The following is an 11,886-nucleotide window of genomic DNA, read 5'->3' on the forward strand; positions in this document are numbered from 1 at the left end:
CGCGCAGGTCGCCGATCTCGCTGTCGTCGAGGTCGGAGGTCTCGAACGCCTCGAAGGCGCCGTCGGCGTCCTTCTTGAGGATCAGCAGGTCCAGGATCCGGATCAGCCCGCGGTCGACGTAGTCCTTCAGGACCGGGGCGATCTCACCGTTGAACTTGCTGCCCGGGAACTCCACCACGATCCAGTCGACCGGGCCGAGCTCGTCAATGTTGACGGTCATGCGCATCTCCCCTTCTCGGTGGGTGCCTGGGTAGCCCCACGTCTCGGCACGCCAGTGGACTGGCCTGTCGTCGCCGGTCTCCAGCCGATCCGATTCGACCCCAGCCTCGTCTCAGCCGGAGGCGACCGCATCACCCGCTCGGGATGACGTGGTGGCGCGGGAGCGGGCCGAGCGCAGGGTGTCATCCTGAGCGGGTGATCCGACGTGCGCTGGCCGACGCCAGGGTGGGACCCAATCGGATCACACGGAGGCGATGGACGTGGCAGCCGAGTTCGCGGGCAAGGTCGAGCTGGACATTCGTAACTCGGTCCCGGACTGGGAGCCGTTCCTGGCGCCGAAGGCGCCGAAGGGCGCCCCGAACGTGCTCTTCGTCGTCTGGGACGACGTCGGCTACGGGACGATGGACTGCTTCGGCGGCCCGGTGCGCACGCCGACGATGAGTCGGATCGCCGACCTGGGGGTCCGCTACTCCAACTTCCACACCACGGCACTGTGCTCGCCCACGCGCGCGTCGTTGCTGACCGGTCGCAACGCGACGTCCAACGGGATGGCGACGATCGCGGAGTTCAGCTCGGGGTTCCCGGGGATCTCGACGCGCATCCCGTTCGAGAACGGGTTCATCTCCGAGGTCCTCGTCGAGAACGGCTACAACACCTACTGCGTCGGCAAGTGGCACCTCACCCCGGGTGAGGAGACCGGGATGGCGGCGTGGAAGAAGCGCTGGCCGCTGGGGCGCGGTTTCGAGCGGTTCTACGGATTCCTGGGCGGCGAGTCGAGCTGCTGGTACCCGGACCTGATCCACGACAACCACCCGACTGAGCCGCCGGCGACGCCGGAAGAGGGCTACCACATCGCCAAGGACCTGTCGGACAAGGCGATCCAGTTCATCCGCGACGCGAAGGTCGTCGACCCGGACAAGCCGTTCTTCCTGTACTTCTCGCTGGACGCCGCGCACGCGCCGCACCACGTGTTCCAGGAGTGGGCAGACAAGTACAAGGGTGTCTTCGACAACGGCTACGAGGCCATCCGGGACGGCATCCTTGCCCGGCAGAAGCAGCTCGGGCTGCTGCCCCAGGACACCGAGCTCTCGGGCATCAACCCGCACGGCGAGCCGGCCGCAACCGGTCCGGACGGCCAGCCGTGGCCGCTGCTCGACACGGTCAGGCCCTGGGACTCGCTCACCGCGGACGAGAAGCGGCTGTTCGTGCGCATGGCCGAGGTCTTCGCCGGCTACGTCGAGTACACCGACGACCAGGTGGGTCGCGTGGTCGACTTCCTGCAGGCGTCCGGTGAGCTCGACAACACGATCATCGTCGTGGTCTCGGACAACGGGGCGAGTGGCGAGGGCGGACCCAACGGCACGTTCAACGAGTGGCGGTTCTTCAACGGAGTGCCCACCCCGACCGAGCTGACGCTCGAGCACATCGATGAGCTGGGCGCTCCGACGTCCTACAACCACTACAACACCGGGTGGGCGTGGGCCTTCGACACGCCGTTCCCGTACTGGAAGCGGTGGGCGGGCTACGAGGGCGGCATCGCGGACATGGCGCTCGTCGCCTGGCCGGCGAAGATCGCCCCGTCGGCGACGCCTCGACCGCAGTACGTGCACGCCGTCGACGTGGTCCCGACGATCTACGACCTGATCGGCGTCATCCCGCCGGAGACGCTCAACGGGTTCGAGCAGCGCCCGATCGAGGGCGAGAGCTTCGCCGCGTCGTTGACCGACCCGGACGCACCCGGCAAGCGCACCCAGTTCTACGCGATGCTGGGGCAGCGGGCGCTCTACGAGGACGGCTGGCTCGCCTGCACGCTGCACCCGCCGCTCTCCGGGTGGGGCAAGTTCGACCTGGATGTCTGGGAGCTGTACCACATCGAGGTCGACCGCTCGCAGTCCAGGAACGTGGCCGACCAGGAGCCCGAGCGGCTCGAGCGGATGAAGGCACGCTGGTTCGAGCTCGCCGCCCAGTACAACGGGCTTCCGCTCGACGACCGCACGGCTCTCGAGCAGACCCTCGCCGAACGACCCAGCGGCGCGCCGGAGCGCGACAGGTACATCTACTACCCCGACTGCGCGTCGGTGCCCGAGCAGTCCGCCGTGTCGATCAGCGGTCGGTCGTACACCATCGCCGCAGGCGTGGCGGTCGACTCCGCGGACGTCGAGGGGGTGATCTTCGCCCACGGCGGCGTGGTGGGTGGACACAGCCTCTACGTCCAGGACCGGAAGCTCACCTACGCCTTCAACTGGGTGGGGACCTACCTCCAAACGATCACGGCGGACCGGGATCTCGAGCCAGGGCCCCACGTGGTCACCGCCGAGTTCGCTGCCGCTGGCCGCAGTCAGGACCCCGCCATGCCGGGAGCCCGCGGCACCCTCACGCTGTACGTCGACGACGACGTCGTGGGCAGCGGCGAGATCGTGACACAGCCCGGGCTGTTCTGCGCGGTCGGCGATGGGCTCTGCGTGGGTCGTGACGACGCCTCTCCCGTGACGTCGGCGTACGCCGCTCCCTTCACCTTCACCGGGGGCACGATCGACAAGGTCGTCGTCGACGTCTCCGGCGAGCGCTACGTCGAGCACGAGGCCCAGGTCCAAGGCTGGTTCATCCTCGACTGAGTCGGGCAGAATCGCCGTGTGACAACGCCGACGACGAGAGGGGCCGCGCTGTGACCACCGGCGCGGTCCCTCACGCGTTCCACGTCATGTCCAAGCCGACCGGCGCCATCTGCAACCTGGACTGCGAGTACTGCTTCTTCCTGTCCAAGGAGGAGCTCTACCCGGGCAGTGGGTTCCGCATGGATGCGGCGGTCCACGAGGCGTACGTCCGCCAGCTGCTCGCCGCGCAGCGCGGCCTCGACGAGATCGTCGTCGCGTTCCAGGGCGGTGAGCCCACCCTCATGGGCCTCGACTTCTTCCGTCGCAGCCTCGAGCTCGAGCGGCAGTACGCACCGGCCGGGCAGCGCATCCTCAACACCGTGCAGACCAACGCGACCCTCATCGACGACGAATGGGCCGAGTTCCTCCGTGCCAACGACTTCCTGGTCGGCGTGTCGATCGACGGGCCGCGGGAAATGCACGACGCGTACCGCGTCGACAAGGGCGGCAAGCCGACCTACGACCGCGTCCTGCGCGGGCTGGACGCGCTCAAGCGGCACGGCGTCGACTGGAACGCCCTCACGACGGTCAACGCTGCCAACGGGGACCACGGCCGCGAGGTCTACACCTTCCTGCGCGACGAGCTCGGCGCCACGTTCGTCCAGCTCATCCCCATCGTCGAGCGGGTGACCCCCGAGCTACTGCCGCTGGCAGAGTCAGGCTGGGGACACCGACCGGGTGCCCGTCCTCTCTACCGCCAGGAGGGCGACCTCGTCACCCATCGCACCGTCGGCGCCGGTCAGTACGGACAGTTCCTCATCGACGTCTTCGAGGAGTGGGCCCGCCACGACGTCGGCGACGTCTTCGTCTCCATGTTCGACACCGCGCTGGCCCACTGGATGGGCATGCACCAGGTCGGCCTGTGCGTCCACGCGCAGACCTGCGGTAACGCCGTGGCCCTCGAGCACAACGGCGACCTCTACTCCTGCGACCACTACGTCGAGCCCCGGTACCGGCTCGGCAACATCGTCGAGGGGCGCACACTGCTGCAGCTCGTCGACTCCCCGCAGCAGCGAGCCTTCGGACAGTCGAAGGCCGACACGCTGCCGGCGTACTGCCGCGCCTGCGACGTCCGGTTCGCCTGCAACGGTGGCTGCCCCAAGGACCGCTTCCTGCACACGCCGGACGGCGAACCCGGGTTGCACTACCTGTGCCCCAGCTACCAGGCCTTCTTCCGGCACGTCGACGAGCCGATGCGCGTCATGGCCGGTCTCCTGCGGCGCGGACGCGATGCCGTCGGGCTGCGGGAGTGGTATGCCGCCGGCGATGCCAGGCGGAAGCCGGACGACCCGTGCACGTGTACGACTGGTCGCTCATGGTCCGAGTGCCACGGCCTCCCGCAGCCACCCGCTACACCGGACCGGCGCGCTCAAGGTGGCCCGACAGGCCCAGCGTCGCCAGGTAGGCCACGGCGACGGCCACGATGACCAGCGGCGCGACACCGGCTCCAGCCTGGGTGATCAGCAGCGCGAGGATGATCGCAGACAGCGGGAGGCGGAGAACGACGACGACGGCGGCTGCGACGAGGGCGGCGATGGCCGGGGTCTCGGCGAAGCCGGGCAGGTGCGAGGCGAGCAGGCCGCCCACCAGGCCGAGGAACATGGCCGGGAAGGCCGGGCCGCCGCGGGCCGACCCCATCGAGACGCCCCAGGCCAGGGCCTTCGCCACCAGCAGCAGGGCCAGGGCGCCCATGGACACCGTGGCGGCGGCCTGCACCGTTGCGGACATCTCCTCCTGTCCGGAGAACAGCACCGCTCCAGAGCTCTGTCCGGTCACCTCGGCGAAGGCGATGGCCAGCAGGCCCACCACTACCGCCGCGGCCGGGTGAAGGAGGAACGGTCGCCTGGCCACCACGTCACGGGTTCGGTGGCCCAGCTCCATGATGAGGAATACGACCACCGCGGCCACGAGCGCGAGCAAGATCGTCCACAGGAAGTCGGTGAGCCGGGGCGTCGGGTAGGCGGGCAGCTTCAACGGCGGCAGCGCGTAGGCGCTCGAGCTCAGCCCGGTGAGCGAACCGATCCCGACGAAGGTCAGGGACCCGATCCCTGCCGCGATCAGCCCGGGCAGCAGGATCACCGGCAGGGTCGCACCGCCGAGCCCGGCGGCCTCGACGATGATGACCGCACCGACGATGGGCGAGCCGAAGATCGTCGCCAGGGCGGCGAAGCTGCCCGCCGCCCCGATCACCATCCTCGCCTGGTCGGGCACCGGTCGCCGGCCCCGGTCGACCAGGAACAGCGCGACTCCGGTGCCCATGGCCAGCAGCGGAGCCTCCGGGCCCAGCACCAGACCCAGCCCGATCGTCGCCACCGCGGCCAGCACCACGCCGGGGACCTGGGCCGGGGTGATCGGCGGTCCGCTCGCCAGGCCCTTGGAAGGGTCATGACCGCCATGCCCGGGCAGCCGCACGACCGCGAAAGCGATCACCACACCGGCCAGCGCGAGCACAGGCAGCGGCCACCACCACGGCGCCGGGTCCAAGCCCAAGCCGTGCGGAAGGTCGGCGTAGACCCACTGCTGCAGCCAGTGGGTGACCTCCAAGAAGCCCCACGACGCCACCGAGACGACGACCCCAACGACCGCCGACACGACCAGCAGCCGGCGGTATTGGCGGGTGCGCATCAGGACGCCCGGGTCGACCGCCGCCTCGGCAGGGGACCCAGCCGACGCCCCGGGCGGCTGCTCTTGCGCGTCGCTCACTGCGAACCTCCGGCTCTGCAGGACGCCCCAGGCGGAGGCGCCGCCGACGCGCGACACCACGCCTCGCCGTCGCCTCGGACGCTACCGCCTTCGTCCGCAGGAGGAGGGCAGAAGATCGGCCTGGTCTCGCCTTCGAACGGTTGGCCGGGCACGCTCAGCCGCGCCGTCCTCACCAGGTGATCTCCTCGCAGCCGGTGTGGCTGGCTGGTTCGACCTGCAGCGTGGCGTGGGTCAGAGCGAACCGGTCGGCCAGGGTCTGCCGGGCGAAGTCCAGGACGCTGTGGGTCTGTGCGTCGTTCGCGGTGACGAGGTGCGCAGAAGCGACGTGCATGCCTGAGGTCAGGGTCCACAGGTGCAGGTCGTGGACCTGCTGGACGCCGGGCACGGCGGCGAGCGCCGCGGTGATCTCGTTCGGGTCCATGCCCGCGGGTGCGTGCTGGCCGAGAACGGCGATCACTTCACGACCGAGCATGATCGCCCGGGCCATGACGAACACACCGATGGCCAGCGCGACCACGGTGTCCCACCAGCCCTGGCCGGTCAGGCTGACCAGGACGCCTGCGGCCAGGACGCCGAGGGAGCCCGCAGCGTCGGCGACGGCCTCCAGGTAGGCGCCTTTGACGTTCAGGCTCTCGGCAGAGCCGCCGCGTAGCAGCAGGATGCCCATCACGTTGATGGCCAATCCGACCGCGCCGACAACGAGCATCGGGGTGCCGGACACCTCGGGATGCGTGCCGATCCGGTTGATCGCCTCCACCGCGATGTAGACCGACACCCCGGCCATGACGAGCACGGCCAGGCCGGAGGCAAAGACCTCGGCGCGGTACGAACCGAACGTCCGCCGTCCGGTGGTGTCCTTGCGGGTCGCGATGCGCGTGGCCGCCAGGGCCGCACCCAAGGTGACGACGTCGGCGGCCAGGTGCCCGGCGTCGGAGAGCACGGCCAGCGAGCCGGACAGCAGGCCAACGATCAGCTCGACCGCGAAGAACCCCGCGACGAGCGTGAGCGAGACGGCCAGCCGCCACTGGTAGCGGGCCCCCGCATGGCCGGTGGCGGTGCCGTGGCCGTGGCCGCCGCTCACCGGCGCGGCCCTGCTGCCGCTGGACGCTCCTCGTGGTTGACGTGCTCGCGAGACAGGTCGAGCAGCATCCGGACGTGCGCGTCGGCGAGCCGGTAGAACACCATGCGCCCCTCGCGGCGGCCGGCCACGACGTCGGAGACACGCAGCAGCCGTAGCGCCTGGGATACGGTCGACTCGGCCACCCCGGTCGCGGCGGCCAGGTCGCACACGCACAGCTCACCTGCCTCGAGCAGCGCGTACAGCATCTTCGCCCGGGTGGGGTCGCCGAGCAGCTTGAACATCGCCGCCACCCGATCCAGGTCGGGCTCACCCAGCGCGTTCGCCTGCACCAGCTCGACCTTCTCCGGGTGCACGCAGGCGGTGACGCACGCGTCGAGCCCGACGATGTCCTTCACCATAGGACAATCATCTGAATAGCTGCGCAGACGTCAAGTCCGGTCGCCCGCGTGGGCGCAGAGGACGGGTCCGTCGCGGTACTCCCGGCCGACGATCCGGTCCCAGCCGGTCGGCACTCAAAGATCACCCGCGCTGGAACAGCACGTCGCGGGTATCTGCTTCGCGGGCAGAGTCGGACGTTGCGTAGGTGAAGCAGGCCGCTGCTCGAGCGCCTCGGCGGGGCCCCCGATCCGATCAGGAATGGGGAAGCGCCACGGTGTGGTCGGGCCTAGCCTGTCGACGGAGGGCCGACATGACGCCGAGCCTCGGAGCATCGAGAAGGGAAGCCCGCAAATGCCCGGGAAGAATGCCAAGGCCGAGCCGGATGGCTTCAGCGCCGAGGAGCGCGCCGCGATGAAGGAGCGCGCCGCCGAGCTGCGCGCCGAGGGCAGGAAGGGCGCCAAGAGGGCGGACGGCCTGCAGGCGGTTCTCGACAGTATCGCGGCGATGGCGCCGGAGGATCGTGCGCTCGCCGAGCGCGTGCATGTGACGGTGACCGCGACCGCCCCCGAGCTGTCGCCGAAGACCTGGTACGGGATGCCCGCTTACGCGAACGCGGACGGCAAGGTCGTCGTCTTCTTCCAGGATGCGGGCAAGTTCAAGTACCGGTATTCGACCCTGGGCTTCCAGGAGGCGGCGAACCTCGACGACGGGGATATGTGGCCGGTGTCGTACGCGCTCCACGAGTGGAGCCCCGGGGTGGAGAAGAGGGTCGTCGCGCTGGTGAAGGCTGCGATCGCCTGACCGTTGCGCCGATCGCCGCCGCGCAGGTCGCCCACCAGTCGCGGCGTGAGCGACGGCAACGACTGCGGCATCTGAGGATGTGGGACGCGGACATCGCGCATGCCCTGCCAGCCGCTCATCGAGATCGGCTGATCCGAGCCGGTGTCCAAGTTCACTCGGGTCGGCCGGGGTCAGCTGCAGCATCCCGGGGCGCACGTGCGCCCGGAAGGTCTGGCCGGGCCTGTCTGCGACAGCCTCCCGGGCCGGCAGGCGGCCCTGGTGTCGGTGCGCCGCGCCGCCCATCCGGCTCGGCCGGGGCGTGGGGGTGGGACAGCACGGTGGCCGCGGCGAGGGAGTCGGGTGCCCCGGCGCACCGCGAGGTGGCACGCTTCCCACATCAAAGTGTCCGAGGGGGGACTGGAACTCCCATACAGGCCGTGTCGGCTCGTGGCGCGGAATGCGCCGCAAGGCCCTGACGCGAAGATTCCTCCCTCGCGGCGGAGGTCGGTCTTGTTCAGCTGGCGTGTTCGAGGGTGATGCGGTAGCCCATTGCCTCGAGTTGGTGGATGGCGCGGTTCTTCGCGCGGTCGGGGTGCAGCCGGGTGAAGTAGTCGCCGCCGGGGTCGTCGTAGAGGGTGCCGGTGGTGCCCATGTGCCAGATCGCGGTCAGCATCGAGTGCTGGATCGCGACGTTGGCCTTTTGCGGTCCCCGCCGTGTGGCGATGCGTCGGTAGCGGGCACCGAGGTAGGTGCGGGGGTTCTGCGAGCACGCCATCGCCGCGGCCCCGAGCGCGCCTTGCAGGTAGGGGTTGCCCGGGCGGGTCTTGCTCGACTTCACCTTGCCGGCCGACTCGTTGTCCCTGGGGTGGTGCCGGCCCACGACGCCAGGTGTTTGGCGGTGGGGAACCGGGTCATGTCCGCGCCGGTCTCGGCGACGATGACGTCGGCGGTCAGGGTGCTGATCCCGGGGATGGTGCAGATCAGGGTGTGGAACCCGCGAAACGGCTCCATCATCACCTCGATCCGTTGGGTGAGCTCCTGGACGGCCGCGGTGTGATGGTCGATCAGGTCGAGGTGGACCCTCGCGAGGGCCGGAATGGCCGGTGGTGGTATCCGGACTCGTCGAGTATGGCGACCGTGGACTCGGGGACCTCGATGAACGCTCCGGGCACGTCGGTCAGCGGCTCGGAGACGACGACGTGGGCGCGTTGGCCGAAGACCTGTAGCCGTTCGACGTCCGGGTACATCTGTTGCAGTGCTTCGATGTCGACGGAGTGGAACAGGCTGCGGGTGCGACCTTGCGAGGAGTACCTGAAGGCCCACAGGGTTGCCCCGTCAGATGCGGCGACTGTCCCCTGCATGGGGAAGTCCACTCCGTGCTGGTGGCCGACTGACTCCACCATCTGGATGGCCTTCGCCATACCTGCGATGGGGTCCTCCCGAAGGCCGAAGCTCAGCGCGAGGTGGAAGAGGACCTCGGAGTCGGTGGTCCCTGTGATGTTGGGGTACAGGGACGGGTCGACGGCGAAGGTCAGATCGCGCTTGACAGAGCTGAAGTCGGCGAGGGCGCCGTTGTGCATGAACAACCAGTTCTCGAAGCGGAAGGGGTGGCAGTTGCTCTGCTGGATCGGCGGGCCGGCCGCGGCCCGGACGTGAGTGAAGAACAGCGGGGACTCGATCGCTTCGGTGAGCTCGCGCAGGTTCTGGTCGTTCCAGGCGGGTTCGATACTGCGGAAGAGCCTGGGGACGTTGCCTGCCTGCGGATCTTTCGGGTACCAGCCGAAGCCGAACCCGTCGCCGTTGACGGTCTCGGCGCCCAACGGAGAATCCAGCGACTGAGCGACGATCGAGTGCTTGGCGTGCAACACCAGCTCAGAGGCGCGCAGCGGCTCCCCGGAGTAGGCCAGCCAACGACACATGACCTGCGCCTCCTCGAATCGGCGTGGGTGCCCCTCAGGGCACGGAAACACCACTTCCGGCGGATCGTTGTCTGTACGCACCGTGCGGGCCGCAGGGCAGGCGGACTTCGTCAGCCGTCCTGGCAGATCGCCGAATCCGCTCTTGCCTGTGGTGGCCTCCGACATGGGAGATCTGGGCCCGACACCGGCGAGTAGCTCGTTGAGCCCCCATCAGGCGCACCACAGCTCACTCCGCTCGCAGCTGCTCAAGTAGAGCCGCCCTGTCGAAGTAGTGGCGGATCACCGAGATCCGAACCCCGCTGAAGTCCGCGAAGGTCGCCCCCGTGAGCACCAGCATCTCCCTGTCCGCAACAAGCCGGGTGTCCTCGGCGATCACGAACGGACGAGCATGGGCGGCCGCCACGTGCCACTCGGCGGCCACCGCATCCTCGAGGTCGAGCAGCCGGTCGATCGACAGCTCGATGTTCGACAACGCGTCCGCCCGGCTGGACAGCAGGGTCTCGAGCTCGTCGCGCGAGGAGGCGGCCATCGTGGGGGACGAGCAGACGACGTCCGCGGTGAACACCCGCTCGCACAGGCCGACATCGCCGGTCAGACAGGCGCGGATGGCGTTGGCGAGAGCCTCACGTCGCACCTCTGCACTTGTCATGCTGCCTCCCGGCGTTCGTGCGGACCGTACGCGCCGCCTGCAGCGGCATTCACCACGGGCCGGACCCAGCTCGACCCCTAGAAGCGTGCTCCTGCATCTTGTGGCCGCGGGCGATCAGGTAGACGAACACGCCCAGGTAGGGCAGCACGATGACGAAGATCGTCCACAGCGCCTTGGCGCCGCCGCCCATGTCGGGGCTGCGGAAGATGTCCGCAAACACGGTGATCAGCAGCCAGATCCAGATGAAGAACAGGAAGAACCACAGCATCGACCAGAACACCTGCCCCGAGCCGAACTCGGCGAGAACCTTCACGGCTATCTCCTCCCCATGGCGGGCAGGTCTGTGCCCGCCATGGCGCCCCGCCCCGTCGAAGGCGGCCCCCTCAACTCTCCTGGCCGAGGAGTTGTGGCCAACATAGACCCCGATCGCATACCCCGTAGGAGGCACCAGCGGGGCTGGGGCGCCGCCTCGACGACACGCCGCCGGGTCACCCGCGGCGCAGGGTGTCGCTCTGGGCCGAACGGCCCTTGGCTGTCCTGCACGGTTGGCGAGCCTGGCGAGGGGCGGCCGGAAACGGCGTCGGCGACCCCGCGCGGCGCGTCCCGGGACCGGCCCCCGACAGGGCTACGAGCGCGCGCAGCAGCGCTTGCCGGAGCCTGGGCACCTACCGGACGAGGGTCCACCGGGTGTAGACCAGGGTCCAGTGGTTGCGTTTCGCAGCCACCTTCGGAGGCGAGCCCGATGACGGATGCGGCCGGCACGAAAGTCCTTGATCTGAGTGGCGAATCGTCTCGCCCGCGGGTGGAGCAGCCGCCCAAGGTGACCCACCGGGACCGCGCCGACCGCCGGGCGGCCGGGAAGGCGGCTCGTCAACGAGCTCCGCTGGAGTCGCACGCGGAGGTGGTCACCGGCGGTCGAGCGGACCCGATCGGTCTGTTGGAGGGTCAGGCGGCGTCGCGGGTGCCCGAGCTGGTGCCGATCCGGTACGGGCGGATGCTGGCTTCGCCGTTCGCCTTCTATCGCGGTGGGGCGCTGGTGATGGCGTCCGACCTGGCGCGGACGCCCGACTCGGGGCTGCAGGTGCAGCTGTGCGGGGACGCCCACCTGAGCAACTTCGGGATCTACGCGTCCCCGGAGCGTCGACTGGTCTTCGACATCAACGACTTCGACGAGACCCATCCCGGGCCGTTCGAGTGGGACGTCAAGCGCCTCGCCGCCAGCTTCGAGATCGCGGGGCGCAGCCGCGGGTTCGACGCCAAGCAGTGCACCGCGCTGGTGACCGGCACGGTGAAGTCGTACCGCCGGGCGATGCGCACGTTCGCCGGCATGAGCAACCTCGACATCTGGTACGCGTCGCTCGACGTCGACGGCATCATGCGGCAGTGGGGCGGCGAGATGGGCGGCAAGGCGGTGAAGGCCCTGCAGCGCAGCACGGCGAAGGCCGAGTCGAAGGACCGGCTCAAGGCCAAGGCCAAGCTGACCCAGGTGATCGACGGCGAGCT

The 11,886-nt window shown here is 69.4% G+C and carries 11 protein-coding genes and 1 pseudogene; 4 read left to right on the forward strand and 8 right to left on the reverse strand.

Annotated elements, in window-relative coordinates; all coding sequences use genetic code 11:
- The coding region (locus VIM19_00715; protein ID HEY5183440.1) for a DUF6325 family protein at positions 1–220 on the reverse strand (220 nt) is incomplete at its 3' end.
- A gap of 253 nt (positions 221–473) precedes the next feature.
- On the opposite strand from VIM19_00715, the gene VIM19_00720 reads away from it, so the two are divergent.
- Both VIM19_00720 and VIM19_00725 read left to right on the forward strand, forming a co-directional pair.
- Positions 474–2,834: an arylsulfatase gene (locus VIM19_00720; GenBank protein HEY5183441.1), complete on the forward strand. Its 2,361-nt coding sequence runs from the start codon at positions 474–476 to the stop codon at positions 2,832–2,834.
- Positions 2,835–2,884: 50 nt separating this feature from the next.
- On the forward strand, positions 2,885–4,300 hold the full coding sequence (locus tag VIM19_00725; protein ID HEY5183442.1) for an anaerobic sulfatase maturase: 1,416 nt from the start codon (positions 2,885–2,887) through the stop codon (positions 4,298–4,300).
- Here VIM19_00725 and VIM19_00730 read toward each other — a convergent pair.
- The 3 genes from VIM19_00730 to VIM19_00740 form a co-directional block, all read right to left on the reverse strand.
- Entirely contained in the window at positions 4,224–5,576 is a 1,353-nt protein-coding gene (locus VIM19_00730) for a chloride channel protein (protein ID HEY5183443.1), read from the reverse strand. The two genes, VIM19_00725 and VIM19_00730, sit on opposite strands and share 77 nt — an antisense overlap.
- A gap of 169 nt (positions 5,577–5,745) precedes the next feature.
- Positions 5,746–6,657, reverse strand: coding sequence for a cation diffusion facilitator family transporter (locus VIM19_00735; protein ID HEY5183444.1), 912 nt, complete (start codon positions 6,655–6,657; stop codon positions 5,746–5,748).
- Positions 6,654–7,055 (reverse strand): metalloregulator ArsR/SmtB family transcription factor, encoded by a 402-nt coding sequence (locus VIM19_00740; protein ID HEY5183445.1) that lies wholly within the window; start codon positions 7,053–7,055, stop codon positions 6,654–6,656. The genes VIM19_00735 and VIM19_00740 overlap by 4 nt, the downstream gene beginning before the upstream one ends.
- Before the next feature lie 331 nt (positions 7,056–7,386).
- On the opposite strand from VIM19_00740, the gene VIM19_00745 reads away from it, so the two are divergent.
- The gene (locus VIM19_00745) at positions 7,387–7,836 is read left to right on the forward strand and encodes a hypothetical protein (GenBank protein ID HEY5183446.1); all 450 of its coding nucleotides are present in this window, start codon (positions 7,387–7,389) and stop codon (positions 7,834–7,836) included.
- A 493-nt stretch (positions 7,837–8,329) separates the two neighbouring features.
- Here VIM19_00745 and VIM19_00750 read toward each other — a convergent pair.
- From VIM19_00750 to VIM19_00765, 4 genes and pseudogenes are all read right to left on the reverse strand, one after another.
- Positions 8,330–8,895, reverse strand: a pseudogene (locus VIM19_00750) (transposase).
- A complete protein-coding gene (locus VIM19_00755) occupies positions 8,880–9,734 on the reverse strand; it encodes a class II glutamine amidotransferase (GenBank protein ID HEY5183447.1) in 855 nt (284 codons plus the stop codon). Before VIM19_00755 ends, VIM19_00750 begins: the two are co-directional and overlap by 16 nt.
- Positions 9,735–9,960: 226 nt before the next feature.
- Complete coding sequence (locus VIM19_00760) at positions 9,961–10,368, reverse strand: ester cyclase (GenBank protein HEY5183448.1); 408 nt, start codon at positions 10,366–10,368, stop codon at positions 9,961–9,963.
- A gap of 64 nt (positions 10,369–10,432) precedes the next feature.
- Positions 10,433–10,696: a PLDc N-terminal domain-containing protein gene (locus VIM19_00765; protein HEY5183449.1), complete on the reverse strand. Its 264-nt coding sequence runs from the start codon at positions 10,694–10,696 to the stop codon at positions 10,433–10,435.
- A 489-nt stretch (positions 10,697–11,185) separates the two neighbouring features.
- Between VIM19_00765 and VIM19_00770 the strand changes: the two genes are divergently transcribed.
- A partial coding sequence (locus VIM19_00770) for a DUF2252 family protein (protein ID HEY5183450.1) occupies positions 11,186–11,886 on the forward strand: 701 nt, incomplete at its 3' end.

This window comes from Actinomycetes bacterium, assembly GCA_036510875.1.
Classification (GTDB): domain Bacteria; phylum Actinomycetota; class Actinomycetes; order Prado026; family Prado026; genus DATCDE01.